This is a genomic window from Azospirillum sp. P4_B5 (assembly GCF_056402275.1).
In genome coordinates, this window is the sequence record NZ_JBFUHT010000003.1 from 58,286 (window position 1) to 82,469 (window position 24,184).

A 24,184-nucleotide genomic window follows, 5' to 3' on the forward strand; every position below is an offset into this window, starting at 1 on the left:
CCGGTCGCCGCCCGATGCTCGAACGCGCCATCGCCTGGTACCAGAGCCAAAGCACCGCCGACCTGATCTGGGTCGGCGTCGGTTTTTTTGCGCAGGCGCTCTTCATGATGCGCTTCGTCGTGCAATGGATCGCCAGCGAGCGCGCCCGGCGCAGCATCGTGCCGGACCTCTTCTGGTATTTCTCCATCGGCGGCGGGGTTCTTCTCTTGGCCTATTCGATCCAGCGGGGTGATCCGGTGTTCATGTTCGGGCAAGGGCTGGGCCTCATCATCTATTTCCGGAACCTCTATTTCGTCTTGAACAACCGCCGGAACGGCGGGTCGGACGGCAACACGGCGGGCACACCGTGAGCGCGGTGCCGAAGGCCTCGGCCGGCCGCCTGCCGGTCCTGGCCTATCTGGCCCTGGCGGTGCTCAGCGTCCTGCTGTTCCTGCCCGGTTTCTTCGATCTGCCGCCCTTCGACCGGGACGAGGCGCGCTTCGCCCAGGCGTCCCATCAGATGCTGGAAAGCGGCGACTATGTCGACATCCGCTTCCAGGACGAGGCGCGCCACAAGAAGCCGGTGGGCATCTACTGGCTGCAGACCGCGGCGACCCGGCTGGTCGACGGGCCAAGCGGGATGCCGAAGGAAATCTGGACCTTCCGCATCCCCTCGCTGATCGGCGCGGTGCTGGCGGTTCTCGCGACGGCCTGGACCGGGGCGCGCATGTTCGGCGGCACGGTCGGGTTTCTCGCCGGACTGATGATGGCCTCCTGCGTCGTGCTGGGCGTCGAGGCGCGCATGGCGAAGACCGACGCGGTGCTGCTCTCGACCATCGTGATCGGGCAGGCGGCGCTGGCCAGCCTCTATTTGAACCGCCATGCGGAGCGGTCCGGCTGGGCGGCGCCGCTCGCCTTCTGGATCGCCGCGGGCGTGGGCATTCTCATCAAGGGGCCCATCGTCCTGCTGGTGTCCGGCACGACGGCGCTGGTGCTGGCGGTGCTCGACCGCCGGGCCGGCTGGCTGAAGCGGCTGCGCCCGCTGGTCGGCCTCGCCATCGTGGTCGCCATCGCGGCGCCCTGGCTGATCGCCATCACGGTCAAGACCAAGGGCGCCTTCTTCGCGGAATCGGTCGGCCACGACATGATGGGCAAGGTGGTCAGCGGGCAGGAGGCGAAAGGCCTGCCGCCCGGCTATTACCTGGGCACCTTCTGGGTGACCTTCGCGCCCTGGTCCTTCATCGCGCTGCTGGCCGTCCCCTGGGCGTGGCGCCATCGCAAGGGCACCGGGCCGGTGGCGGACGCCGTGCGCTTCTGCGTCGCCTGGATCATCCCGAGCTGGCTGGTCTTCGAGGCGGTGCCGACCAAGCTGCTGCACTACACGCTGCCGGTCTTCCCGGCCATCGCCATCCTGACCGCCGCCGCGGCGCGCGAGCATTTCCTGCGCCGTGCCGACGCGCCGCGGTGGGGTCTGTTTTCGGTCGCCACCGCTCTCGGGGCCGTTGGCTTCGGCGCCCTGACGGGCGCGGTCGCGGTGATCCCCTATCTGGTGGACGGGCGCGTCGATCCGGTGGCGGTCGCCATGCTGCCGGTGGTGCTGGTGCTGTACGCGCTGGCCGTACGCCTGTTCGCCCAGCGTCGCGAGACGTCGGCTTTCTCGGCGGGGTTGGCGGCGGCGGCGGTGCTGTACGCGGGCACCTACGGTGCGGTCCTGCCGGGCATCGACGGCGTGTGGATCAGCCGGCAGGCCGCGCGGACGGTCGCGGCGGTGCGCCCCTGCACGGACAGCGTGGTCGCCTCCGCCGGCTATTCGGAACCGAGCCTCGTCTTCCTGCTGGGAACCGACACGCGCCTGACCCATGGAACGGGCGCCGCCGCTCATCTGGCGGAGAACCCGTCCTGCGGGCTGGCTCTGGTGACGGACCGGGAGGAGGCGCAGTTCCGCGCCGCTCTGAAGGGGGCGGAGCCGGAGCCGCTCGGCCGCTTCACCGGCTTCAACTACAACACCGGCAAGCGGCTGACCCTGACGCTTTACGGCGCGGCACGGCCCTGAACGTACCGGAATGGGGTGTCCTCCGGGTAGAGGTTGCCGGATGGGGGTGCGGGCTGAGTAACCCGCCTCCTCCCTGGACATGAGCGGCCGCATCCGGCGGAATCCGTCCTCCACACGCAAAAGGATGGAAGGCCGCCGTGTCATGCTTCGAACGATGACTGTAGCGACCCTCGCGGTGCTGGCCTTTGCCGCACCCGCCGAAGCGCAGAGGCAGGAATACCCCTCCTGGGTGTATGAGGAGATGGTCCCGACCGGCCCCCACATGCGCCGCATGGAAGAGGCCCAACCGATTCCCGGGGCGCGGCCGTCCCATTGGGGCGCCATGGGCAACGGCGAGCAGTTCCGCGCCGGCTCGCGCGGCTACGGCACCGATCCGGCCCGCGCCACCCCCTCCTACTCCCGGACCAACTCGCTGACGCCCCCGGTCCGCGACGGGCGCGGCGCGGCAACGGCGGCTCGGCGTGGCGGTGGCGGCGACAATGTTCCGGGCACCCCGCGCGAGGTGACGCTCAATCCGGAATACACCTTCGAGCGGTAGCCGCGGCCTCCTCGGGCCGCCACAGCCAGGCGGCCCCGCGGACTCCGCTCGAATCGCCGTGGGCGGCCCGGCGGACCGGCGTGTCCACGCTGTCCGAGAAGGTCCAGCGGGCGATGGCCGGGGGAAGGGCGGCGTAGAGGAAGTCCAGGTTGGACAGGCCGCCGCCCAGCACGATCACGTCCGGGTCCAGGACATTGACGATCCCCGCCAGCCCGCGCCCCAGCCGGTCCACCAGCCGGCCGAGGGTGGCGCGGGCGGCGGCGTCGCCGCGCTCCGCCTGAGCGGCGATGGACTCCGCCGTCAGGTCCGCCCCGGTGACCCGGCGGTGGTCGGCGGCGACCGCGGGGCCGGACACGAAGGTTTCCAGGCAACCGGACTTGCCGCAGTAGCAGGCCGGGCCGGGCCGCTCGTCGTCGGTGGGCCAGGGCAGGGGGTTGTGCCCCCATTCGCCGCCGATGGCGTTGCGGCCGCCCAGCGGACGGCCGTCCACGACGATTCCCGCCCCGCAGCCGGTGCCGAGGATCGCCGCGAAGACCACGCCGCAGCCGGCGCCGGCCCCATCCGCCGCCTCCGACACGGCCAGACAGTTGGCGTCGTTCTCGATCCGCACCGGCCGCTCGAGCGCCGCGGCGAGATCGCGGTCGAACGGCTTGCCGATCAGCCAGGTCGAGTTGGCATTCTTCACCAGCCCGGTCGCCGGGGAGATGGTGCCAGGAATGCCGACCCCGACGGTGGCGCCCGCCGATCCCGTCGCGCGCTCCAGTTGCGCCACCAGATTGGCGATGGTCCGCACCGTCGCGTCGTAGTCGCCGCGTGGTGTGGGGACGCGGAAGCGGGCGCGCTCCTCTCCGGCCGCGCCGAGGGCGATCCCCTCCGTCTTCGTGCCGCCGAGGTCGATGCCGATGCGGATGAGCGAAGGGGGAACGTCGGTGCGCTTCATGGGGAAAATTGCCCTGATGTGTGGCCCGCGTCACAGACGGACGCCGGGACTGTTGCAATACTGGGAAAGACCGGCGACCCGCAAGCCAAGCAACCATCCGACCTCTCTGGCGACTCTCGCGCCACAGGCTGGGACAAATGGTCTTTGCTCCGGCGATATGGGTTGACCGTATGTCGGGATCTTGTAGAACCAGCGAAGGAGAGGGCGTGATCCGTCGGATTCCGCCCGTCAATCAGGGCCACCGGAGCCGGACCAACGATGAATCGCCAGCGCGCCGCCCATCGCATTCCTTCCTTCACCTTGCGCAGCGCCGCCGCCGTCGGCCTCGCCGTGCTGTTCGCCGGCACCGCGCTGCCGGCCGTCGCCAAGGAGGCGGCGAAGCCGGCTGCTGAAAAAACGGCTGCGAAGGCCACCGCGAAGCCGGCCGCCGCGAAAAGCACGGCTGCCAAGAGCGCCGCGACCAAGCCCGGCGCCTGCTACAGCCGCGCGGAGCACGCCGCGGAGCAGACCATCCGCATGCACACCGAGATGATGGTGGTCGGGCTGACCTGCCAGCAGGTGAATCCGGACAAGAAGCCGTTCAACCTGTACCAGGACTTCACCATCAAGAACCGCTCGTTGATCTCCAATTCGGAAGCGTCGATGATCGACCACTTCCGCAAGAAGGGCGGCGGCAACGCGACGCGGCAGTTCGACATGTTCCGCACCGAACTGGCGAACGAGGTCAGCCGCCGCGCCGCGGTGATCGGCACCGGCCTCTATTGCGCCAACTTCGTGGACCGTTCCAAGGCGGCCATGGACCTGTCGGCGGACGACATCCGCGTCCTGACTGGCGATGAAAAAAGCGCCGGCCTGATGCATTTGTCGTCAAAGCCGCTGTGCGACGTCCAGGTCGTCAGCAATCCCGACGTGAATTACGACGTCGCCCAGGCCCCGGCCTCGCGCGGCGGCAGCGCGGCGGCGCCGTCCAAGTCGACCGGCAAGGCGACGGCCAAGGCGCCTGGAAAGCCCAAGGCCCCGGCGAAGACCCAGGTGGTTTCCGCCAAGCGCTGACCGGCCAGTATCGATGGTGATGCCGGAGGTCATAGGCGATCCGGCATCATGCATCGCAGCAGTGGCACAGTTGTTGCGAAGCCCTCTTCACCATGGTGGAGAGGGCTTTTTTCATGCGAAGCATTCGCTATGGTAGAAGGCAAGCGCAAACTTCACGGAACTGACATGAATCGATATTGCAAATTCTCGGAAAATTGGTATTACCGCATATAGAGTGCGGGTTTGCCCTCTTGCTCTGTTGAGAGCCGCTGGGCTAACGTTCCGCTCACACAACAATCTTGGCCCCGCGCTCAAGAGCCCGGGTAAGCCAATTCGGGGAGTGGCACTTCACGTGACTGGTGTACGAGCGCGCTTGTCTCGCTCGCCGAAGCCTGCGCATCGCGCCGAGGCGAGGTAAGACAATGGAATATTTTCTTCAGCAGTTGATCAACGGCCTGTCGCTGGGCGCCATCTACGGCCTCATCGCGATCGGATACACGATGGTGTACGGCATCATCGGCATGATCAACTTCGCCCACGGCGAGATCTATATGATCGGCGCCTTCGTGGCCCTCATCACCTTCCTGGCCATCGGCAGCCTGGGGATCACCTGGGTTCCGCTGGCCCTTCTCGTCATGCTGGTCGCGTCGATGCTGTTCACCGCCGTCTACGGATGGACGGTGGAACGCATCGCCTATCGCCCGCTGCGCAGCTCGCCGCGTCTGGCGCCGCTGATCTCGGCGATCGGCATGTCGATCTTCCTGCAGAACTACGTCCAGATCCTGCAGGGCGCCCGCAGCAAGCCGCTGCAGCCGATCCTGCCGGGCAACCTGACCATGATGGACGGCGCGGTGTCGGTCAGCTATGTGCGTCTGGCGACGATCGTCATCACGATCGCGCTGATGTACGGCTTCACCCAGCTCATCACCCGCACCTCGCTCGGCCGCGCCCAGCGCGCCTGCGAGCAGGACAAGAAGATGGCCGGCCTGCTGGGCGTCAACGTCGACCGCGTCATCTCGCTGACCTTCGTCATGGGCGCCGCCCTGGCCGCCGTGGCGGGCATGATGGTCCTGCTGATCTACGGCGTGATCGACTTCTACATCGGCTTCCTGGCCGGCGTTAAGGCCTTCACCGCCGCGGTGCTCGGCGGCATCGGCTCGCTGCCGGGCGCCATGCTGGGCGGCGTGGTCATCGGCCTGATCGAGGCCTTCTGGTCGGGCTACATGGGCAGCGAATGGAAGGACGTGGCGACCTTCACGATTCTCGTGCTCGTCCTGATCTTCCGTCCGACCGGCCTGCTGGGCCGTCCGGAAATCGAGAAGGTGTGAGGCCATGACCGCGATTTCCATGTCTTCGCCGCGGGCCATCGCTTGGCCCGTGATCCTGAAGGAGGCGGCGATGACCGCCTTCGTCGCCCTTCTCCTGACGATTCCGCTGGTCGGCCTGCGCACGGTGGACCGTCCCACCGGCCTCGGGCTGGAGACCCGCTGGAACGAGGTGGCCGCCGCCGTCGGACTGGTCTTCCTCGGCCGTCTCGGCCTCTGCCTGATCCGCGAGGGCCATGCGGTCACCGTCTTGGTCCTGGCCGCCGCCGCCACCGCGGCGGGCTTCTTCATCGCCATGCCGACGGAGGCCCTGCGGGTCATCCTGATCGCCGGTGGCGCCGTCATCGCGATCCGCGCCATCCTGGCGATCCGCACCGGCCGCTCCAAGCTGTCGCAGGCGGAGCGCGACAAGCGGATGGACCACATCGCGGCGCAGGTGCAGCACGCTTCCCGCTGGCTCGGTCCGATCGCCGTCGTCGTCGCGCTGGCCTTCCCGTTCACGCCGCTGGCCGACCGCCAGCTGCTGGACATCGGCATCCTGCTGCTGACCTACATCATGCTGGGCTGGGGGCTGAACATCGTGGTCGGCCTCGCCGGCCTGCTCGACCTCGGCTATGTGGCCTTCTACGCGGTGGGCGCCTATTCCTACGCGCTGCTGGCCCATTACTTCGGCTTCAGCTTCTGGGTCTGCCTGCCGCTGGCCGGCTTCCTCGCGGCGATGTCGGGCGTTCTGCTGGGCTTCCCGGTCCTGCGCCTGCGCGGCGACTATTTCGCCATCGTGACGCTGGGCTTCGGCGAGATCATCCGCATCATCCTGATCAACTGGTACCAGTTCACCGGCGGCCCGAACGGCATCTCCGGCATCCCGCGCCCCAGCTTCTTCGGCCTCGCCGACTTCACGCGGACTCCGGCGGAGGGCACCGCGGCCTTCCACGAGATGTTCGGCCTGGAGTTCAGCCCGCTGCACCGGATCGTCTTCCTCTATTACCTGATCCTGGTGCTGGCCCTGGTGGTGAACCTGTTCACCATGCGCGTCCGCAAGCTGCCGCTGGGCCGTGCCTGGGAAGCGTTGCGCGAGGATGACATCGCCTGCGCCTCGCTGGGCATCAACCGCACGAACATGAAGCTGGCGGCCTTCGCCATCGCGGCGATGTTCGGCGGTTTCGCCGGGTCCTTCTTCGCCACCCGGCAGGGCTTCATCAGCCCGGAGAGCTTCACCTTCATCGAATCGGCGATCATCCTCGCCATCGTCGTGCTGGGCGGCATGGGCAGCCAGATCGGCGTCGTCGTGGCGTCCCTTCTGGTCATCGGCCTGCCGGAAGCCTTCCGAGAACTGGCCGACTACCGCATGCTGGCGTTCGGCATGGGCATGGTGCTGATCATGCTGTGGCGTCCGCGCGGCCTGCTGGCCCACCGCGATCCGACCATCCTCCTGCACGGCCGTCCCAAGGGTGGAGCCGGTGGCCCCGCCGCGGGCACCGCCGCCGCCGGCGGCCAGGGCATCGCCGGGGGGAGCGCGAAGTGATGACGACACAACCCATGACCACCACGCCCCTGCTGACGGTCGAACACCTCACCATGCGCTTCGGCGGGCTGGTGGCGGTCAACGACGTCTCCTTCTCGGCCAACAACGGCGAGATCACCGCGATCATCGGCCCGAACGGCGCCGGCAAGACCACGCTGTTCAACTGCATCACCGGCTTCTACACCCCCACGGTGGGCCGGCTGACGCTGCGCCACGCCAATGGTAAGGAGTTCCTGCTGGAGCGGATGCCGGGCTACCGCATCTCGCAGAAGGCCAGCGTCGCCCGCACCTTCCAGAACATCCGCCTGTTCGGCGGCATGAGCGTCCTGGAGAACCTGATCGTCGCCCAGCACAACAAGCTGATCCGCGCCTCGGGCTTCTCCATCGCCGGCCTGCTCGGCCTGCCGTCCTACACCAGGACGGAGCGGGAGGCGGTCGATCTGGCCAAATACTGGCTGGACCGCGTGCGCCTGCTGGAGTTCGCGGACTGGGAGGCGGGCAATCTCCCCTACGGCGCCCAGCGCCGGCTGGAGATCGCCCGCGCCATGTGCACCGAGCCGGTGATGCTCTGCCTGGACGAGCCGGCGGCCGGCCTCAACCCGCGCGAATCGGGCGAACTGGCCGACCTGCTCACCTACATCCGCGACGCGCACAAGATCGGCGTGCTGCTGATCGAGCATGACATGAGCGTGGTGATGAGCATTTCCGACCATGTCGTGGTGCTGGATTACGGGCGGAAGATTTCCGACGGCGATCCGGCCTTCGTGAAGAACGACCCGGCGGTCATCCGCGCCTATCTGGGCGAGGAGGAGGACGAGGAGCTGCCGCCGGAGATCAAGGCCGACCTGCCGGAGGTCGCCAAGCGAGCCGGGGAGGGGGCCTGAGCCATGCTGAAGGTATCGGGCGTCCACACCTTCTACGGCGCCATCGAGGCGCTGAAGGGGGTCGATATCGAGATCGGGGCCGGCGAGATCGTCTCGCTGATCGGCGCCAACGGCGCCGGCAAGTCCACGCTTCTCATGACCATCTGCGGCAGTCCGCGCGCCCGCATGGGCCGGATCACCTTCGAAGGGCAGGACATCACCCAGATGCCCACCTACGAGCTGGTCCGCCTGGGCATCGCCCAGTCGCCGGAAGGCCGCCGCATCTTCCCGCGCATGAGCGTGTTGGAGAACCTGCAAATGGGCTCCATCACCGCCAAGCCGGGCAGCTTCGCCAACGAGCTGGAGCGGGTCCTGACCCTGTTCCCGCGGCTGAAGGAGCGGATCAGCCAGCGCGCCGGCACCATGTCGGGCGGCGAGCAGCAGATGCTGGCCATCGGCCGCGCGCTGATGAGCCAGCCGCGGCTGCTGCTTCTTGACGAACCGTCCCTGGGCCTCGCCCCGCTGGTGGTGAAACAGATCTTCCAGGCGGTGAAGGACATCAACCGCGAGCAGAAGATGACCGTGTTCATGGTCGAGCAGAACGCCTTCCACGCGCTGAAGCTCGCCCACCGCGGCTATGTGATGGTCAACGGCAAGGTCACCATGTCGGGGACCGGTGCCGAACTGCTGGCGAACGAGGAAGTTCGCTCGGCCTATCTGGAGGGAGGTCACTGATGGACGGCGTTCTCGGGTCCTCTCTGCCTGTGTTCCTGGGCCTGACGGTCCTGGTGTTCGGCGGCTGCGGCGTTCTGACCGGCCAGACCCTGGCCGAAGGCTGGAAGCCGCTGTCGAGCGCGATCGCCTACTCCATCCTGCTGGGGCTGGGCGACCGGTTCCTGGTCTGGGGCCTGTTCGGCGGCCAGCTCCTGTCGGTGTATGGATTCGTGGTGCACACCCTGGTGATCGGCGCGATCACCCTGACCACGTACCGCATTTCGATGGCGCGCCGGATGGTGTCCCAGTATCCTTGGCTGTATGAGCGTTCCGGACCCTTTGGCTGGCGCGAGCGCGTCGGCGGAACGCTCGCTGAATGATTGCGAATTCCATGGGTCCGATCGGGACTGGGACGCGGGTGAAACTGTCGCACTTGGCGATGATCGGACTATAGTGGAACCTTGTCGGCACCGGCGCCCCCAGCCCTTGGGGGACCGGTGAAAAGGCCCCGGCGGGGCCGGCGTACGACTCATAACAGGGAGCCAACGAAACTATGAACTACAAGCTTTCCCTCCTCGTTGCGGTTGCGGCGACCGCTATGACCGCCTCGGTGGCGAAGGCCGACATCGCGGTGGCGACCGCCGGCCCGATCACCGGCCAGTACGCCACCTTCGGCGAGCAGATGAAGAAGGGCATGGAGCAGGCGGTTGCCGACATCAACGCCGCCGGCGGTGTCCTGGGCCAGAAGCTGAAGCTGGAAGTGGGCGACGACGCCTGCGACCCGAAGCAGGCCGTCGCCGTGGCGAACCAGCTCGCCAAGGCGGGCGTGAAATTCGTCGCCGGTCACTTCTGCTCGGGCTCCTCGATCCCGGCCTCGCAGGTCTATGCCGAGGAAGGCGTCCTGCAGATCTCCCCGGCCTCGACCAACCCGAAGCTGACCGAGCAGGGCCTGAAGAACGTGCTGCGCGTCTGCGGCCGTGACGACCAGCAGGGCCAGATTGCCGGCAAGTATCTGCTGGACAACTACAAGGGCAAGAACGTCGCGATCCTGCACGACAAGTCCGCCTACGGTAAGGGTCTCGCCGACGAGACGCAGAAGGCGCTGAACGCCGGCGGCCAGAAGGAGAAGGTCTACGAAGCCTACACGGCGGGTGAGAAGGACTACTCGGCGCTGGTGTCCAAGCTGAAGCAGGAAGCCGTCGACGTCGTCTATGTCGGTGGCTACCACACCGAAGCCGGCCTGCTGGCCCGCCAGATGAAGGATCAGGGCCTGAACGCCCCGATCGTGTCGGGCGACGCGCTGGTGACCAACGAGTATTGGGCGATCACCGGTCCGGCCGGCGAGAACACCATGATGACCTTCGGCCCGGACCCGCGCGAGATGCCGGAAGCCAAGGAAGCCGTGGAGAAGTTCCGCAAGGCCGGCTATGAGCCGGAGGGCTACACCCTCTACACCTACGCCGCTCTGCAGATCTGGGCGGAGGCGGCCAAGCAGGCCAACTCGACCGACTCGGCCAAAATCGCCGACGTTCTGCGCAAGAACAGCTACAACACGGTGATCGGCAAGATCGGCTTCGACGCCAAGGGCGACGTGACCTCTCCGGCCTATGTCTGGTACCGCTGGAACAACGGCCAGTACGCCCAGGTCAAGTAAGCCGGGGTCAAGTAAGCTGGGGTCAAGTAAGCCGGGGCCAACGTCCCGGACGTACGATCTGGTTTCCTCAGGGAAATGAAGTCGTGCAAAGGCCCGGCGGGAAACCGCCGGGCCTTTTGCGTGGCGTGGTGCCTGCGGTGTGGTTCAGAGGGGCGCCGGCTGCGCCGTCATCGAAGGAGCCATTGGAGGGGATGTCGGAGGAGGGGCCAAAGCCGGGGAGCGCTCCGCCAGAAGCCTCTCCGAGGTGTTCATCACGTCGCGCCAGAAGGCGGCGGCGCGCAGGTTGTTCGCAGCCGTGAGTTCGACGAGGCGGACGCGGCTGATGCGGATGGCGGACTCGCCCAGTTCTTCCACGAGGCGGGTCGCGAACAGGAGCACGTCGTGATCGATTTTCATGACGGCATCAACACGGCGGGTCGGCGGTTTGTTCCGCAGGTGCGAAGACGGTTGTTGCAGCACCGCTACATCCCGGCTTCGGTATGCGTGGCGCGCACAACGGACACTCGCCAACCGGGGGCGGTTTGGTGTTTGAATGGCCTGCCGTATCCGCAAGGTTGGCGGGTTTGACGTTTTTGGGTTTTGGAGATCGGATATGCGCAGAAAGCGCGAAGTCGTCGAAGGCCAGATGTTCCGCAAATTGGGCCCCGGCGGTGGCGTCTGGCAGGTGATCGCCATCCGCAAGGATGGGCTGGGCACCCAGCACGCCCAACTTCAGCGGTCCGACGATCACAAGACCCTGAAAACCCTGGCGGTTTCCGCCCTTCTTGACCCCACCCAGTTCGAAATGGTCGCCGAACCGCAGGACTGAGCGGGACGCCGGCGCCGGTTCCGCCGGCTTCTTGCCAGTGACACCGTGAGTGTGCTGCCCCTGCCGAAGGCGGGGTGCTTTCGTGTGTCTGGATTGTTTGTGCTAACTGCAAAAATACCCCAAAAGTCATGCGCCCCACCCAATGGGATTAGGAAGAATTCGGCGAGCGATTGCTTTGTTCTCGAAGGAATATGAAGAGTGTGACGAACGTTCGGGTAATGCAGAAATGCAACATCTCTGTTCATCTTGTCGCAGAGGACTTGTGACGGTGGGTGGTTGCTGATATCTCGAAGTCATGACGTTTCAACCGCCGACGGAATGCGGCGGGCTTGCCCGATGAAGGCCGGAGTCTTCAGACACCCGCCTTTCGAACGGTTCGCTTCGACAGCCCCGGCAACGCTGTGCACAAAGGAAAGAAGAAAATGACTCTGCGTGGGATTCTGCTCGGAACGGCGCTCGCGGCGATGCTGCCGACCGCCGCCATGGCCGCGACCGAGGGCTTTTACGTCGGCGCCGGCGCCGGCGTGAACTGGACGCGCGACGCCGATCTGCGCTTCGAGAACACCCCGACGGACGCCAGCACCAGCTTCAAGCTGGGCGGCATCGGCGATATCTCCGCCGGCTACGCGACGGCCGCCGGCCCGCGCGCCGAGCTTGAGTTCGCGTGGCGCTGGCGCAACGCGATCGACAGCACCGACAGCGCCAACGCGGCGGTGAACGGTCTGGGCGGCAAGGCCAGCTCGCTCGCCTTCATGGGCAACGTCCTGTACGACATCAACACGGGCACCGCCTTCACGCCTTACATCGGCGTTGGCGCTGGTATCGCCCAGGTCCGTCTGGACCTCGGCGGTTTCGATGACCGCGACTGGGTGTTCGCCTACCAGGGCATCGCCGGCGTGTCCTACGCCCTGAGCCAGAACCTGGCCCTGACGCTGGATTACCGCTACTTCGCGACGCTCGATCCGAAGTTCGACCTGGGCGGCCCGGCCGGCCTCGCCAGCTCCACCGTGAAGGGCGAATACCAGAACCACACCGTCATGGCCGGTCTGCGCTACACCTTCGGCGCCCCGGCGGCGGCCCCGGCGGCGGCGGCCGTCGCTCCGGCGGCGCCGGTGCAGGCGCAGCCGCAGTCGGAGTATCTGGTGTTCTTCGACTGGGACAAGGCCAACATCACGGCGGCGTCCGACAAGATCATCGGCGATGCCGCCGCCTCCGCCGGTCAGGTGCGGGCGGTCAGCATCCATGTGGTCGGCCACACCGACACCTCGGGCTCGCCGGCCTACAACCAGCGGCTCTCGCTGCGCCGGGCCGACGCGGTGAAGAACGCGCTGGTCGGCAAGGGGGTCGCCGCCAACCAGATCACCGTCGAGGGCAAGGGCGAGACCCAGCTCCTGGTGAACACCGGTGCGAACGTCCGCGAGCCGTCGAACCGCCGCGCGCAGATCCTCATCCGCGTGCAGTGATCCGGCGGGCCGCCGGCTTCCATCGGGGCCGGTTGGCGCGATCAGGACCGAGAGAAGGGCGCCGCCTCCGCGGCGCCTTTTTCGCATCTGCGGCAGAAGTACGCGCGGCATTGCGGAATCATGCATCAATTGTGGCATGAAACCTCCCGTCGGCGTATGAGGTTCATACCGGAAGCCGCACTTTGGTTTGAGACGACCGAGTCCGGCCCGGTCCCAGCGGACCCTGTCCCATTGGGTCGTCCCCACCAGCCGCCTCCGCCGAAGCAGGGTTGTCATGCAGGTATTGATCGCCGACGATCACTCCATCGTTCGCAGTGGCCTGACCCATCTGGTCGGGGAGCTGAACGAACAGGCCAGCGTGGCGGCGGCGACCAGCTTCGGTCAGTTGATCCAGCTGCTGGACCAGGGACCCTACGACCTCATCATCATGGATCTGCGCATGCCGGGCCTCGGTGGGCTGGACGATGTGGAGGCGGTGGTGAAGCGGGTGGCGCCGGTGCCGGTCGTCGTCTTCTCGATGATCGACTCGCCGGACGAGATGCGCGCCGTGCTGTCGCGCGGGGTGCGGGCCTTCATCCCGAAATCCACAGACGACGTGCTGGTCGTTAACATCCTGCGTCTGGTCATGGCCGGTGGCTCCTACGTGCCGCCGGTGCTCGGCATGCCGGGAATCGCCCAGGCACCGGCCATCGCAAAGCCGCATGAGCCGAGCGTCTTCGACGGCATGACCCGCCGCCAGTTGGAGGTCCTGGACCTGTTGGCTCAGGGCCTATCGAACCAGGAAATCGGGGAGCGTCTGGGCCTGAACCTGTCCACCGTCAAGACACACGTCACAGGCGTGCTGAAGGCGCTCGGGGTGGGCAGCCGGACCCAGGCGGTGCTTCTGGTCAAGGAATCAGGCCGCGACCGTCTCGTGTAGGCTGGGGACCAAGGGGACCCCCACGGAGAACACCGTTCCGCGCCCCTCGACGGAGCGAAGCTCCAGCGGATGGCCGAGCAGCCGGGCCAGCCGGTCGACGATGGCCAAGCCAAGCCCGATCCCCTCGCTGCGGTCGCGGTCGGGCCGGTCGAGCTGGACGAACTCCTCGAAAATGCGTCGGCGGTCGGCTTCGGCGATGCCCCGGCCCGTGTCGTAGACCTCGATCCATGCCGTGCCGCCGCGGCGCCGGCAACCCATCAGCACGCCGCCCTGTTCGGTGTAGCGCACCGCGTTGGTCAGCAGGTTGCGCAGAATACGCTCAAGGAGAAAGGGGTCCGTCCGCACCGACAGATCCGTCGGCACGACGCGCAGCCGCAGACCCTTGTCCTCGGCGATCCCGGTGAACTCCGCTTCGAGTTGGTCGAACAGGGCGGACAGCGCGACGTCGGCGGGCTTCGGCTCGACCACCCCCGATTCCAGCTTCGAGATGTCCAGGATGGCGTTCAACAGGTCGTGCATGGACCGCTGGGCCAGCCGCAAATCCTTCACCAGCGCCAGGGCGCGGGGCTTGTCGAGCTGCCGTTCCAGCATGCCGGTGAACATGTTGATGGCTTGGAGGGGCTGCTTCAGGTCGTGCCCGGCGTGGGCGAGGAAGCGCGACTTCGCCAGATGGGCCTGTTCCGCCGCCACCTTGGCCGTGTGCAGCTCGGCGGTGCGGGCGCGCACCTGGGCTTCCAGCGTGACGTTGGTCTGCTCCAGCGCCTGGGTCATGCGGGTGATGTCCGCGAATTGGCGCTGCACCTGCCGGACCATCGGGCGGAAGATCACCAGCACCTCGGCGCACAGGGTCAGCAGCGTTAAGATGAGTGCGGCGAAGCCCAGATTGTGCAGGGTGGCGAAGCCACGCTCGCCCGCCTCCTGGTAGCGCGCCACCATGTCCTCCAGCCCCGCCAGCAGCGGGCCGAGCGCCTGATGGGTGACGAGGTCGGCCTCGGGCATGGCCCGGGGCAGGCCGGCGGGGCCGGCGGCGATCACCGCACGGAGCGCGGCGATGTGGCGGAGCACCAGATCGTTCAGCGGTTCCGGCCCGTCGAAATAGAGCCGCCGCACGTCCTTGCCCATCGCCGGCCCCTCGTCGGCGCCGGTCAGCCGCCGATGGGCGTTCTCGAACATGTCGGTCGCCTCGGCCAGCCGAGCGGTCAGCGCGCGCCGCTCGGCGTCGGTCGGGGCGTTGCGGAGCTGCTCCGCCAGCAGGGCGGTACGCTGGGACAGCATGCGCTGGCGTCCCGAAATGTTCACGACCTCCAGCATGTCGGCGTGCTGGTCGATGACCCGCTCGGTCATGATGAAGCCGGCCAGCGTGCACAGCGCGATCACCCCGAGCGCCAGCCCGTAACGAAGCGTCATCCAGCGCGCCGTGGTGTTGCCGATGGGGACCATGCCGTCCTTCCTTCCGGTGCGGTGCGGACCTTGACGACGGTCAAGGTCGGGTGGTGCACGAAAGGTCAGTGTACCGCCATCGCCGATGCTCGGCATTCGCGAATGCAGCAAGGACGACACAGCGGAAAAGGAAGGGGAGGGCGGCCATCATGGCGGTCAGTCGCGCGGATCTTTTCCGAGGGCGCTTCCGGTCCGAACCGGCGAGGCCCCAAACACCATCGGCGGCACCGCAAGCGTTGGAGGCGCGCATCGGCGCGGCGTGCCTGTCCTATATCGGGACCGATTGCCGGATGTGCGGCGACCATTGCGACCGCGGCGCGATCCGTTTCCGTCCGCTGGGGCGCGGCCGCTGGCTGCCGATCGTTGAGGAGGGTGGCTGCTCCGGCTGCGGCGACTGCGTGGGCGTGTGCCCGGTCAAGGCCGTGACCATGGAGGCGGTGACCGCCTGAGACTGCGGCCGAATTAAGGGAACGCTGCTTCCAAACCCTCTGTTGGTAAGGCGGTTTCATCCCCTGTCTGCCAACGGAGAGACACATGTGGTGGCGCAACGTGACGCTGGTCTATGCCGCGGCCTTTACGGCCATCGGCATACTGGGCTTCATTCCGACCTTCCTGAGCCCGCCCCCGGAAGGCATGACGCTCGCCGTCGAATCCTTCCATGGCTATCTGCTCGGGCTGTTCCCGGTGAACCTGCTGCACAACATCGTGCATCTTCTGTTCGGCCTGTGGGGCTTCTTCGCCTACTTCTCCAGCCGCCTGGCCTCGCGCAGCTATCTGCGCAGCGTGGCCGTGGCCTATGCCGTTCTGACCGTCCTTGGCTTCATTCCGGGTCTGAACACCCTGTTCGGGCTGGTGCCGCTGCACGGCAACGACATCTGGCTGCACGCAGTCCTCGCCATCGTGGCCGGCTATGTCGGCTTCATGGTGCACGAGACGGAAACCGGCACGGAGAAGCGTGCCGAGTGGCGGGCGTAAAGGCCCGGCGTCCCGGACGTCAGGCGGGGTCGTCTCCTTCGAAACCGCAGGCGGCGAGCGCCGCGCGCATGTGGGGCGGAACCGGCGCCACCGCGCCGACCGCCTCGCGGGAGGGGTAGAGGGGCAGCGAAATGGCCCGCGATTGCAAATGCAGCGGGTGCCCTTCCGGACCGCCATATTGCGGATCGCCCAGCAGCGGGCAGCCCAGCGCCGTGGCGCAATGCACGCGAATCTGATGCGTGCGCCCGGTGTGCGGCTTCAGCTCCAGCCATGAGATGCCGTCGCCGCGGCCGAGGAGCCGGTAGTCGGTGACGGCGCTCTGCCCATCGTCGGCCACGACGATCCGCCAGCCGCCGGTGCGGTTGCTCACCTTCTTCAACGGCAGTTCGATCCGCCCCTGCTCATCCGGCGGATTGCCGGCGACGACCGCCCAGTAGGTCTTGTCGACCTTGCCGTCTTGGAACAGCTTCCCCAACTTGCGCAGGGCCTTCGGATGCCTCCCCAAAATCAGGCAGCCCGAGGTGTCGCGGTCCAACCGGTGGGCGAGGCCCGGCGGCTTCGGAAAGCCGAAGCGCAGGGCGTCGAAATGGCGTTCCAGGTTCGGACCGCCGCCCGGCCCGGCGTGAACGGGCAGGCCGGCGGGCTTGTCGATGATGAGCATGAGCCCATCGCGGTAGAGCACGCGGGCCTGGATTTGTTCGGGTGTCATGCCGGGGTCAGCCTCAGGCGCGTGAAAAAGGAGAGATCCGCAAGTCACCCCTGTGCCGACACCACCTCGCCGTGGCGGGTGCAGGACGCTTCCGCCAGCGCCACGAAGGCTTCGGTCACGTCGTCGGGCTGGGCCAGCTTGGTCTGGTCCTCGCCGGGGAAGGCCTGCATGCGCAGCTTGGTCGCCACGATGCCGGGATCGACCAGATTGACGCGCAGGTTCGACGAAGCGATTTCCATCGCGTAGGTCTTCACCATCATCTCCAGCGCCGCCTTGCTGGCTCCGTACGGGCTCCAGTAGGGGTAGGGCGCGTTCGCGGCGCCCGACGTCACGAAGACGGCGCGCCCCGCATCGGACGCGCGCAGCAGCCGGTCGAAGGAGCGGATCAGCCGGAAGTTGGCGGTGACGTTCACGTCCATCACGCGCTGCCACAGCTTCGGATCGTAATGGGCGACCGGCCCCAGCGCTTCCAGGACGCCGGCGTTGCTGACCAGGATGTCGAGCTTCCCGAACCGTTCGAAGATCGAGTAGCCGAGCTGGTCGATCTTGTCGAACTGCCGCAGGTCCAGCGGGACCAGCGTGGCGTTGCGGCCGGTGGCCTGGAAGATCGCGTCGTCGGTCTCCTCCAGTCCGCCGACGGTGCGGGCGGCGAGGATGACGTGGGCGCCTTCGGCGGCGAAGCGCTTGGCGACGGCGGCGCCGATGCCGCGCGAGGCGCCGGTGATGAGGGCGGTGCGGCCGGAAAGACGGGACATGGCGGCGACTCGACGATGTTCGGTAGCGGGATTGGCGAACGGGCCGGTCCGCTGGGTTGCGGCCGGCCCGTCGCGGCGGTGGTCAGGCGGTCAGGCGCGGATGCGGACGTTCGCCTCGACCGGCGGGTGATCCAGCGCGTCGGTCAGCGCGATGGGATAGTCGCCGGTGAAACAGGCGTCGCAGAAGGTCAGATTCTTCGGGTCGCGGCGCTCCGCGCCCATGGCCCGGTAGAGGCCGTCCAGCGAGATGAAGGCGAGGCTGTCGGCCTGGATGAACTCGCGCATCTCCTCCACCGACATTCGGTGGGCGAGCAGCTTGCTCTGCTCCGGCGTGTCGATGCCGTAGAAGCAGGGGTGCGAGGTCGGCGGGCTGGAGATGCGCATGTGCACCTCCTTCGCCCCGGCGGCCCGCACCATCTCGACGATCTTCTTGGAGGTCGTGCCGCGCACGATGCTGTCGTCCACCAGCACCACCCGCTTGCCCTCGATCATGGCGCGGTTGGCGTTGTGCTTCAGCTTCACGCCCAGATGGCGGATCTGGTCGGTCGGCTCGATGAAGGTGCGGCCGACATAATGGTTGCGGATGATGCCCAGCTCGAAGGGCACGCCGCTCTGCGTGGCGTAGCCGAGGGCCGCCGGCACGCCGCTGTCGGGCACCGGGACCACCACGTCGGCGTCGATGCCCGATTCGCGGGCCAGTTCGGCGCCGATCCGCTGGCGCGCGTTGTAGACGGAGGAGCCCTCCATCACGCTGTCGGGCCGCGCGAAGTAGATGTATTCGAAGATGCAGAAGCGGCGGCCCTGCGGCTGGAAGGGGCGCAGGCTCTGCACACCCTGGTCGTTCAGCACGACCATCTCGCCCGGCTCGACGTCGCGCACATAGTCGGCGCCGACGATGTCCAGGGCGCAGGTCTCGCTGGTCACGATGTAGGTGTCGCCCAGCTTGCCGAGAACCAGCGGACGGACGCCCAGCGGGTCGCGCACGCCGATCACCTCGTTCGGGGTCAGCGCCACCAGGGAGAAGGCGCCCTCGACCTGCCGCACCGCCTCGATCAGCCGGTCGACCGGCGAACCGCCCCGGGCGATGGCCATCAGATGGACGATGGTTTCGGTGTCGGTGGTGGACTGGAACAGGCAACCGCGGCGGACGAGCTGCCGGCGCAGCGTGTGGGCGTTGGTCAGATTGCCGTTGTGGGCCAGCGCGAAGCCGCCGAACTCGAAGTCGGCGTAGAGCGGCTGGACGTTGCGGATCGTCGTGTCGCCCGTGGTGGCGTAGCGGACGTGGCCGATGGCCTGCGGGCCTTTCAGCTTGCCGATGATCGCTTCCGACGAGAAGTGATCGCCGACGAGGCCGAGCGTGTGCTCCAGATGGAAGCGGTCGCCGTCGTGGCTGACGATGCCGCAGGCTTCCTGGCCGCGATGCTGCAGCGCGTGCAGGCCGAGCGCGGTGATGGCCCCCGCCTGCGGATGGCTGTGGATGCCGAACACGCCGCACTCCTCGCGCAGCTTGTCGTCGTCGAACGGATGCGTCGTCAGCATCGGAAGATCCTCGTCATACACAGCATCACCAAAGGGCATTGCCCCGGCGGCCTCTTTGCCAGCGGGGCGTTACTCACAGGCACTCTGCACCATGCGGCGTTCAGCGTGCGTTCTGGATCAGTCGCTCAAGGTCGCCGCGGTCCCGGTCCTTATAGCCGGTATCGGACGGCGAAGCACCACCGGTCTTCGGCGCGCCGGGAACCGGCGTGGACAGGCGGTCCAGCGCCTGCTTGGCCTCCACCGCCTGCCGCGCGCGCTCCCGCGCCATGTCCATCTGGCCCAGCCCATCCTTGCGCAGCGACTCCGGCATCACCTCGTAAATCATGGCGGCCCCGGAGACCAGCATCGGCCGGGTTTTGGCGCTCTGCAGCCACGCCGGATGCTCCGCCGGGTTCGGCACCAGCCAGGCGAAGAAGAGATAGGCGACGGAGGCGAGGATTGCACCCTTCAGCAAGCCGAAGACGAAGCCCAGCGAGCGGTCGAGCGCCGAAAGGCCGGAATTCTGCACCCCCCGCGACACGACGCGGCCCAGGATTGTCAAAACCACAAGGCTGACGACGAACAGCGCCACCGCCGACGCGGCGTAGGCGGCCATCTCGACATGAATGTAGGTCTGCGCGATGGGCAGAACGTGGGGCAGGGCGTTCAGCGTGATCAGCGCCGCACCGACCCAGGCGGCGACCGACAGCACCTCGGCCACCATGCCGCGGGTGAAGGCCAGCAGGGCCGCCAGCAGAAGCACCACGATGACGGCCAGATCCGCCGGATTGATCGGGAATGTGTCCATAACGCCGCTTTACGCCTCGTGCGCTTTCGCTTTGGATGCTCGTGTCAAATCAGACGCTCTAGTCCCGGCCGCGCGGCGGTCGGGTTCCCGATCCGGCCTGGAACAGCGGCAGCAATTCGCTGAGCTGCTGCAGTTCGACCGATTTCAGGCCGCTGTCGCCGCGCCCCGGCTTCTTGCCGTTCCGTCTAGCCGGAAAGATCGCCGTTGAAAACCCCAGCTTCGCGGCTTCCTTCAGCCGGGCGTCGCTCTGGCCCACGGCGCGCACCTCGCCCGACAGGCCGACCTCGCCGAAGACCACGGCGTCGGCGGGCACCGGCTCCCCGGTCAGCGAGGAGACCAGCGCCGCGGCGACCGCGAGGTCGGCCGCCGGCTCGGTGATGCGCAGCCCGCCGGCCACGTTGAGATAGACGTCGTTGGCGCCGATCTGCACGCCGCAGCGCGCTTCCAGCACCGCCAGGACCATGGCGAGCCGCGCCGAGTCCCAGCCGACCACCGCGCGCCGCGGCGTGCCGAGCGGGGAGGGGGCGACCAGCGCCTGGACCTCGACCAGCACCGGGCGGGTGCCCTCCATGCCGGCGAAGACGGCGGCCCCCGACACGTCGCCGCGCCGTTCCGCCAGGAACAGGGCGGAGGGGTTGGCGACTTCGCCCAGCCCGCCGTCGGTCATCTCGAACACGCCGATCTCGTCCGTCGCGCCGAAGCGGTTCTTGACTGCGCGCAGGATGCGGAACTGATGGCCGCGCTCGCCTTCGAAATAGAGAACCGTGTCCACCATGTGCTCCAGCACGCGGGGGCCGGCGATGGTGCCTTCCTTGGTGACGTGGCCGACCAGCAGCAGGACGCAGCCGCGCCGCTTGGCGACGCGGATCAGCTCCTGCGCGCTCGCCCGCACCTGGGCGACGGTGCCGGGGGCGCTGTCCAGATTGTCCACATACATGGTCTGGATCGAGTCGATAACGACCACCTCCGGCCCGTCGGTGCCGTCGAGCGAGGCGACGATGTCGCGCACGCTGGTCGCCGAGGCGAGCTGGACCGGTGCCGTGGCGCAGCCCAGACGGACGGCGCGCAGCCGCACCTGGTCCACCGCCTCTTCGCCGGAGACGTAGGCGCAGCGGTGTTCCTGCGACAGCCGGGCCATGGCCTGGAGGAGAAGGGTCGATTTGCCGATTCCGGGGTCGCCGCCGATCAGGATCGCCGATCCGGGGACGAGGCCGCCGCCGCAGACGCGGTCGAACTCCTCGATGCGGGTCATGCGGCGCGGCGGCGCCTCGCTGGACCCGGCCAGTCCCACGAAGTCCAGCCGGCGTCCGCGCGCCACGCCCAATCCCTTGGGGGCGGCTTCCGGGGCGGCTTCCTCGACGAGGGTGTTCCATTCGCCGCAGGCGTCGCAGCGTCCCGCCCATTTCGGGAAGGACGCGCCGCAGGCCTGGCAGACGTAGCGGGTGGTTGGCTTTGCCAAAGGTCTAGCGATTGGTTGGAGCGGCAGCGCCCCACATATAGCAAGGTGACGTTCTAAATCCTATGGCAGAGGTGATAAAAAGCTGGGGCTTTTCTCGGCTGTTCCGGTGGTAGGTTCTGTACCGGAATCACGATGAACAACGGATGTGAGGTGACACGGTGGCGGACAAGGACGCGCGGAAGATCCCGCTGCACGGCCCGGAGGAGTTCGAGGCACTTCGCAAGGCCGGGCGGTTGGCCGCGGCGACGCTCGACCACATCACGCCCCAGGTGGTGCCGGGAGTCAGCACGGGCCATCTGAACCGTCTGATCGAGACCTTCATGCGCGACAACGGCGCCATCCCCGCGACCCTCGGCTATCACGGCTATCCGGCGGCGAGCTGCATCTCGCCGAACCATGTGGTGAACCACGGCATCCCGTCCGACGACAAGACGCTGGTCGACGGCGACATCGTGAACATCGACGTGACGGTGATCCTGGACGGCTGGTACGGCGACACCAGCCGCATGTTCTTCGTCGGCGACAAGATCGGGGTGAAGGCGCGCAAGCTGGTGGACATCACCTACAAGGCCATGATGGCCGGCATCGCGCAGGCCAAGCCGGGCAATCACCTGGGCGACATCGGCCACGCCATCCAGACCTTGGCCGAATCCCACCGTTACGGCGTGGTGCGCGACTTCGGCGGGCACGGCATCGGCCGGGTGTTCCACGACGCGCCCCATGTCGACCATTTCGGCAAGCGCGGCACCGGGGTTCTGCTGGTTCCGGGCATGGTCTTCACCATCGAGCCGATGCTCAACGCCGGAAAGCCGGACGTGAAGATCCTGTCGGACGGCTGGACCACCGTCACCCGCGACCGCTCCCTGTCCGCCCAGTTCGAGCATCAGGTCGGCATCACCGAAACGGGCTGCGAGATCTTCACCCTGTCGCCGGCCGGCTACGCCCAGCCGCCCTACGAAACCGCGGCCGGAGCCGCTGCGGCATGAGCGGGGACGACCTGAAGCCCTGGACCGTGCTGGACCGCCGCACCCTGCTCGATGCCGGCCCCTTCGTCCGGGTGCACGCCGACACCATCGAGACCCCGGACGGCCAGCGGGTCGAGAACTTTTACCAGGTTGAACAGGGCGACTTTGTTCAGATGTTCGTCGAGGACGCGGATGGGCGTGTCCTGATGCTGCGCCAATACAAGCACGGCCCGCGCCGCGTCACCCAGACCTTTCCGGCGGGCGGGATCGATCCGGGGGAGGCGCCCCTGGCGGCGGCCAAGCGGGAACTGCTGGAAGAGACGGGCTATGTCGCGGAGGAGTGGACCGCGCTCGGCTCCTACGTGGTGCAGGCCAACCAGCGCGGCTGCGTCTGCCACCTGTTCCAGGCCCGCAACGCCCGGAAGGTGGCCGAGCCGGATTCCGGCGATCTGGAGGAGATGCGGCTGGAGTTGCTGACCCGCGCGGACCTGATCGCCGCGGCGGCAGAGGGCGACTACGCCCTGCTGCCGGTCATCGCCCTGCTGGGCGCCGTCCTGCTGCCGGAGCTGCGCGATAACCTCGCGCGGTCGGCGGCGCGTCCGGCGCCGTGACGGTCACTTCCCGTCGGTCGGGCCGGCGAAGAAGTGAGCCAGCGCGTCGGCGGCTTCGAGCGACAGCTGGTTGTCGTTCTTGAGGAGCTGCTCATGGGCGTTCTTGATGGTCTGCACCGTCTCTTCGTTGGTCAGCAGCCCCTTGGCCTGGAGCGTCTCCAGAATCTTGGCGCTCAGCATGAAGCTCGCGAAGGCCAGTCCGTTCGTGGTGATGTCCGCCATACTCGTCTCTCCGATGGGGCGCCGGCCCGTGGTGGCCGGCGTGCTTTGTGGCCGACCCTACCGGGCGGCAGGTTAATTTTGCACGAACCGGCGCTGTGGCGCCTTACAGCGCCCGCACCTGCATCTTGATCGGCCCTTCGCCCCGGCCGTGGACGAACTGGTCGACGTAGGGGTTGCCGGAATGGTCAATGTCGTTGGCGTGGCCGGTCCAGATGATCCGGCCCTGGTAGATCATCGCGACGCGGTCGGCGATCTTGCGGGCCGAGGCCATGTCGTGGGTGATGGTCACGGCGGTGACGCCCAGATCCTTCACGCACTTTACGATCAACTCGTTGATCACGTCGGCCATGATCGGGTCGAGGCCGGTCGTCGGCTCGTCGAAGAAGATGATCTCCGGCTCGTCGGCGATGGCGCGGGCGAGACCGACGCGCTTCTGCATGCCGCCCGACAGCTCCGACGGGAACAGTTCCCCGACCTCCGGGCCAAGGCCGACCGCGCCCATCTTGGCGATGGCAATGTCCTTCGCCTTGGCGCGCGGCATGTGCTCGCCCTGGATCAGGCCGAAGGCGACGTTCTCCCAGACCTTCAGGCTGTCGAACAGGGCCGCGCCCTGGAACAGCATGCCGAACTTGTGCAGCAGCTTTTCCCGCTCGCGCGGGCGCAGTTTCGTCGTCTCCTCGCCATCGACGCGGATGGAGCCGCTGTCCGGGGACAGAAGGCCCAGGATGCACTTCAGCATCACCGACTTGCCGGTACCGGACCCGCCGATGACGACCAGCGACTCGCCGCGCCCGACTTCCAGGTCGATGCCGTTGAGCACGACCTTCGGTCCGAACGCCTTGTGCACGTTCTTCAGCGAAATCTTCGGCGGATGAGCGGGGGGAACCTGCGACATGGACTCGCTCATTG

27 protein-coding genes are annotated in these 24,184 nt (G+C 67.5%); 17 read left to right on the forward strand and 10 right to left on the reverse strand.

The genetic code is table 11. The features are described 5' to 3' along the window. Positions 1–14 precede the first annotated feature (14 nt). From AC1DVI_RS02945 to AC1DVI_RS02955, 3 genes are all read left to right on the forward strand, one after another. The gene (locus AC1DVI_RS02945; RefSeq protein ID WP_149165784.1) at positions 15–350 is read left to right on the forward strand and encodes a lipid-A-disaccharide synthase N-terminal domain-containing protein; all 336 of its coding nucleotides are present in this window, start codon (positions 15–17) and stop codon (positions 348–350) included. Then, the gene (locus tag AC1DVI_RS02950) at positions 347–2,032 is read left to right on the forward strand and encodes an ArnT family glycosyltransferase (RefSeq protein WP_476956692.1); all 1,686 of its coding nucleotides are present in this window, start codon (positions 347–349) and stop codon (positions 2,030–2,032) included. The genes AC1DVI_RS02945 and AC1DVI_RS02950 overlap by 4 nt, the downstream gene beginning before the upstream one ends. Before the next feature lie 142 nt (positions 2,033–2,174). Beyond that, complete coding sequence (locus AC1DVI_RS02955) at positions 2,175–2,570, forward strand: hypothetical protein (protein ID WP_200526239.1); 396 nt, start codon at positions 2,175–2,177, stop codon at positions 2,568–2,570. Here the strand turns inward: AC1DVI_RS02955 and AC1DVI_RS02960 are convergent. Then, entirely contained in the window at positions 2,542–3,510 is a 969-nt protein-coding gene (locus tag AC1DVI_RS02960; RefSeq protein ID WP_476956693.1) for an ROK family protein, read from the reverse strand. The genes AC1DVI_RS02955 and AC1DVI_RS02960 overlap by 29 nt on opposite strands. A gap of 258 nt (positions 3,511–3,768) precedes the next feature. Between AC1DVI_RS02960 and AC1DVI_RS02965 the strand changes: the two genes are divergently transcribed. The 7 genes from AC1DVI_RS02965 (at position 3,769) to AC1DVI_RS02995 (ending at position 10,623) form a co-directional block, all read left to right on the forward strand. Next, complete coding sequence (locus AC1DVI_RS02965) at positions 3,769–4,563, forward strand: hypothetical protein (RefSeq protein WP_476956694.1); 795 nt, start codon at positions 3,769–3,771, stop codon at positions 4,561–4,563. 401 nt (positions 4,564–4,964) lie between these two features. After that, entirely contained in the window at positions 4,965–5,870 is a 906-nt protein-coding gene (locus tag AC1DVI_RS02970; RefSeq protein WP_109068303.1) for a branched-chain amino acid ABC transporter permease, read from the forward strand. A 4-nt stretch (positions 5,871–5,874) separates the two neighbouring features. Then, complete coding sequence (livM, locus tag AC1DVI_RS02975; RefSeq protein WP_476956695.1) at positions 5,875–7,392, forward strand: high-affinity branched-chain amino acid ABC transporter permease LivM; 1,518 nt, start codon at positions 5,875–5,877, stop codon at positions 7,390–7,392. Further along, positions 7,392–8,276, forward strand: coding sequence for an ABC transporter ATP-binding protein (locus AC1DVI_RS02980; protein WP_476956696.1), 885 nt, complete (start codon positions 7,392–7,394; stop codon positions 8,274–8,276). Before livM ends, AC1DVI_RS02980 begins: the two co-directional genes overlap by 1 nt. A gap of 3 nt (positions 8,277–8,279) precedes the next feature. After that, a complete protein-coding gene (locus AC1DVI_RS02985; protein ID WP_014240352.1) occupies positions 8,280–8,990 on the forward strand; it encodes an ABC transporter ATP-binding protein in 711 nt (236 codons plus the stop codon). After that, the gene (locus AC1DVI_RS02990) at positions 8,990–9,349 is read left to right on the forward strand and encodes a DUF6867 family protein (RefSeq protein ID WP_038527921.1); all 360 of its coding nucleotides are present in this window, start codon (positions 8,990–8,992) and stop codon (positions 9,347–9,349) included. The genes AC1DVI_RS02985 and AC1DVI_RS02990 overlap by 1 nt, the downstream gene beginning before the upstream one ends. A gap of 173 nt (positions 9,350–9,522) precedes the next feature. Continuing rightward, positions 9,523–10,623: a branched-chain amino acid ABC transporter substrate-binding protein gene (locus AC1DVI_RS02995; RefSeq protein ID WP_149165791.1), complete on the forward strand. Its 1,101-nt coding sequence runs from the start codon at positions 9,523–9,525 to the stop codon at positions 10,621–10,623. A gap of 144 nt (positions 10,624–10,767) precedes the next feature. On the opposite strand, the gene AC1DVI_RS03000 is transcribed toward AC1DVI_RS02995, so the two are convergent. Further along, the gene (locus AC1DVI_RS03000; protein ID WP_476956697.1) at positions 10,768–11,019 is read right to left on the reverse strand and encodes a hypothetical protein; all 252 of its coding nucleotides are present in this window, start codon (positions 11,017–11,019) and stop codon (positions 10,768–10,770) included. Positions 11,020–11,215: 196 nt separating this feature from the next. Between AC1DVI_RS03000 and AC1DVI_RS03005 the strand changes: the two genes are divergently transcribed. The 3 genes from AC1DVI_RS03005 to AC1DVI_RS03015 all read left to right on the forward strand — a co-directional run bounded on the left by AC1DVI_RS03005 (position 11,216) and on the right by AC1DVI_RS03015 (position 13,813). Then, entirely contained in the window at positions 11,216–11,431 is a 216-nt protein-coding gene (locus tag AC1DVI_RS03005) for a hypothetical protein (RefSeq protein WP_476956698.1), read from the forward strand. Positions 11,432–11,853: 422 nt separating this feature from the next. Beyond that, positions 11,854–12,894 carry an OmpA family protein gene (locus AC1DVI_RS03010; RefSeq protein WP_149165792.1) on the forward strand — a complete coding sequence of 347 codons (1,041 nt, stop codon included), beginning with the start codon at positions 11,854–11,856 and terminating at the stop codon, positions 12,892–12,894. 274 nt (positions 12,895–13,168) lie between these two features. Then, positions 13,169–13,813 (forward strand): response regulator transcription factor, encoded by a 645-nt coding sequence (locus tag AC1DVI_RS03015; RefSeq protein ID WP_476956699.1) that lies wholly within the window; start codon positions 13,169–13,171, stop codon positions 13,811–13,813. Here the strand turns inward: AC1DVI_RS03015 and AC1DVI_RS03020 are convergent. Further along, complete coding sequence (locus tag AC1DVI_RS03020) at positions 13,790–15,253, reverse strand: ATP-binding protein (protein WP_476956700.1); 1,464 nt, start codon at positions 15,251–15,253, stop codon at positions 13,790–13,792. The two genes, AC1DVI_RS03015 and AC1DVI_RS03020, sit on opposite strands and share 24 nt — an antisense overlap. A 290-nt stretch (positions 15,254–15,543) precedes the next feature. Here AC1DVI_RS03020 and AC1DVI_RS03025 point away from each other — a divergent pair, with 290 nt between their 5' ends. Both AC1DVI_RS03025 and AC1DVI_RS03030 read left to right on the forward strand, forming a co-directional pair. After that, the gene (locus tag AC1DVI_RS03025) at positions 15,544–15,702 is read left to right on the forward strand and encodes a 4Fe-4S dicluster domain-containing protein (RefSeq protein ID WP_170295885.1); all 159 of its coding nucleotides are present in this window, start codon (positions 15,544–15,546) and stop codon (positions 15,700–15,702) included. Between the two features lie 85 nt (positions 15,703–15,787). After that, the gene (locus AC1DVI_RS03030) at positions 15,788–16,228 is read left to right on the forward strand and encodes a DUF4383 domain-containing protein (protein ID WP_149165796.1); all 441 of its coding nucleotides are present in this window, start codon (positions 15,788–15,790) and stop codon (positions 16,226–16,228) included. Positions 16,229–16,247: 19 nt separating this feature from the next. Here the strand turns inward: AC1DVI_RS03030 and AC1DVI_RS03035 are convergent, their stop codons facing one another. From AC1DVI_RS03035 to radA, 5 genes are all read right to left on the reverse strand, one after another. Further along, positions 16,248–16,937, reverse strand: coding sequence for an RluA family pseudouridine synthase (locus AC1DVI_RS03035; protein ID WP_476956701.1), 690 nt, complete (start codon positions 16,935–16,937; stop codon positions 16,248–16,250). A gap of 44 nt (positions 16,938–16,981) precedes the next feature. Beyond that, entirely contained in the window at positions 16,982–17,692 is a 711-nt protein-coding gene (locus AC1DVI_RS03040) for an SDR family NAD(P)-dependent oxidoreductase (RefSeq protein ID WP_476956702.1), read from the reverse strand. Positions 17,693–17,782: 90 nt separating this feature from the next. Next, positions 17,783–19,231 carry an amidophosphoribosyltransferase gene (gene purF / locus AC1DVI_RS03045; protein ID WP_476956703.1) on the reverse strand — a complete coding sequence of 483 codons (1,449 nt, stop codon included), beginning with the start codon at positions 19,229–19,231 and terminating at the stop codon, positions 17,783–17,785. A gap of 100 nt (positions 19,232–19,331) precedes the next feature. After that, complete coding sequence (locus AC1DVI_RS03050) at positions 19,332–20,018, reverse strand: CvpA family protein (protein ID WP_145626596.1); 687 nt, start codon at positions 20,016–20,018, stop codon at positions 19,332–19,334. 58 nt (positions 20,019–20,076) lie between these two features. Then, positions 20,077–21,477 carry a DNA repair protein RadA gene (gene radA / locus AC1DVI_RS03055; RefSeq protein WP_476956704.1) on the reverse strand — a complete coding sequence of 467 codons (1,401 nt, stop codon included), beginning with the start codon at positions 21,475–21,477 and terminating at the stop codon, positions 20,077–20,079. Positions 21,478–21,635: 158 nt separating this feature from the next. On the opposite strand from radA, the gene map reads away from it, so the two are divergent. Then, a complete protein-coding gene (gene map / locus AC1DVI_RS03060) occupies positions 21,636–22,463 on the forward strand; it encodes a type I methionyl aminopeptidase (protein ID WP_476956705.1) in 828 nt (275 codons plus the stop codon). Continuing rightward, a complete protein-coding gene (locus tag AC1DVI_RS03065; protein WP_476956706.1) occupies positions 22,460–23,053 on the forward strand; it encodes an NUDIX hydrolase in 594 nt (197 codons plus the stop codon). The genes map and AC1DVI_RS03065 overlap by 4 nt, the downstream gene beginning before the upstream one ends. 3 nt (positions 23,054–23,056) lie before the next feature. Here the strand turns inward: AC1DVI_RS03065 and AC1DVI_RS03070 are convergent, their stop codons facing one another. Continuing rightward, positions 23,057–23,275 (reverse strand): hypothetical protein, encoded by a 219-nt coding sequence (locus AC1DVI_RS03070; protein ID WP_035673594.1) that lies wholly within the window; start codon positions 23,273–23,275, stop codon positions 23,057–23,059. 103 nt (positions 23,276–23,378) lie between these two features. Next, positions 23,379–24,170: an ABC transporter ATP-binding protein gene (locus AC1DVI_RS03075; RefSeq protein WP_476956707.1), complete on the reverse strand. Its 792-nt coding sequence runs from the start codon at positions 24,168–24,170 to the stop codon at positions 23,379–23,381. Positions 24,171–24,184 lie beyond the last annotated feature (14 nt).

Excerpts from the sequence above, each read along its gene's own strand:
- AC1DVI_RS02985 (WP_014240352.1), top strand. The coding sequence starts at position 8,280 with ATGCTGAAGGTATCGGGCGTCCACACCTTCTACGGCGCCATCGAGGCG.
- AC1DVI_RS03010 (WP_149165792.1), top strand. The coding sequence starts at position 11,854 with ATGACTCTGCGTGGGATTCTGCTCGGAACGGCGCTCGCGGCGATGCTG.
- AC1DVI_RS02995 (WP_149165791.1), top strand. The coding sequence starts at position 9,523 with ATGAACTACAAGCTTTCCCTCCTCGTTGCGGTTGCGGCGACCGCTATG.
- livM (WP_476956695.1), top strand. The coding sequence starts at position 5,875 with ATGACCGCGATTTCCATGTCTTCGCCGCGGGCCATCGCTTGGCCCGTG.
- purF (WP_476956703.1), bottom strand. The coding sequence starts at position 19,231 with ATGCTGACGACGCATCCGTTCGACGACGACAAGCTGCGCGAGGAGTGC.
- AC1DVI_RS03005 (WP_476956698.1), top strand. The coding sequence starts at position 11,216 with ATGCGCAGAAAGCGCGAAGTCGTCGAAGGCCAGATGTTCCGCAAATTG.
- AC1DVI_RS03070 (WP_035673594.1), bottom strand. The coding sequence starts at position 23,275 with ATGGCGGACATCACCACGAACGGACTGGCCTTCGCGAGCTTCATGCTG.
- AC1DVI_RS02990 (WP_038527921.1), top strand. The coding sequence starts at position 8,990 with ATGGACGGCGTTCTCGGGTCCTCTCTGCCTGTGTTCCTGGGCCTGACG.
- AC1DVI_RS03020 (WP_476956700.1), bottom strand. The coding sequence starts at position 15,253 with ATGGTCCCCATCGGCAACACCACGGCGCGCTGGATGACGCTTCGTTAC.
- AC1DVI_RS02965 (WP_476956694.1), top strand. The coding sequence starts at position 3,769 with ATGAATCGCCAGCGCGCCGCCCATCGCATTCCTTCCTTCACCTTGCGC.
- AC1DVI_RS03015 (WP_476956699.1), top strand. The coding sequence starts at position 13,169 with ATGCAGGTATTGATCGCCGACGATCACTCCATCGTTCGCAGTGGCCTG.
- AC1DVI_RS03035 (WP_476956701.1), bottom strand. The coding sequence starts at position 16,937 with ATGACACCCGAACAAATCCAGGCCCGCGTGCTCTACCGCGATGGGCTC.
- AC1DVI_RS03050 (WP_145626596.1), bottom strand. The coding sequence starts at position 20,018 with ATGGACACATTCCCGATCAATCCGGCGGATCTGGCCGTCATCGTGGTG.
- AC1DVI_RS03065 (WP_476956706.1), top strand. The coding sequence starts at position 22,460 with ATGAGCGGGGACGACCTGAAGCCCTGGACCGTGCTGGACCGCCGCACC.
- AC1DVI_RS03075 (WP_476956707.1), bottom strand. The coding sequence starts at position 24,170 with ATGTCGCAGGTTCCCCCCGCTCATCCGCCGAAGATTTCGCTGAAGAAC.
- AC1DVI_RS02960 (WP_476956693.1), bottom strand. The coding sequence starts at position 3,510 with ATGAAGCGCACCGACGTTCCCCCTTCGCTCATCCGCATCGGCATCGAC.
- AC1DVI_RS02980 (WP_476956696.1), top strand. The coding sequence starts at position 7,392 with ATGACGACACAACCCATGACCACCACGCCCCTGCTGACGGTCGAACAC.
- AC1DVI_RS02945 (WP_149165784.1), top strand. The coding sequence starts at position 15 with ATGCTCGAACGCGCCATCGCCTGGTACCAGAGCCAAAGCACCGCCGAC.
- AC1DVI_RS03025 (WP_170295885.1), top strand. The coding sequence starts at position 15,544 with ATGTGCGGCGACCATTGCGACCGCGGCGCGATCCGTTTCCGTCCGCTG.
- AC1DVI_RS02955 (WP_200526239.1), top strand. The coding sequence starts at position 2,175 with ATGCTTCGAACGATGACTGTAGCGACCCTCGCGGTGCTGGCCTTTGCC.
- AC1DVI_RS02970 (WP_109068303.1), top strand. The coding sequence starts at position 4,965 with ATGGAATATTTTCTTCAGCAGTTGATCAACGGCCTGTCGCTGGGCGCC.
- AC1DVI_RS03030 (WP_149165796.1), top strand. The coding sequence starts at position 15,788 with ATGTGGTGGCGCAACGTGACGCTGGTCTATGCCGCGGCCTTTACGGCC.
- AC1DVI_RS03000 (WP_476956697.1), bottom strand. The coding sequence starts at position 11,019 with ATGAAAATCGATCACGACGTGCTCCTGTTCGCGACCCGCCTCGTGGAA.
- AC1DVI_RS03040 (WP_476956702.1), bottom strand. The coding sequence starts at position 17,692 with ATGTCCCGTCTTTCCGGCCGCACCGCCCTCATCACCGGCGCCTCGCGC.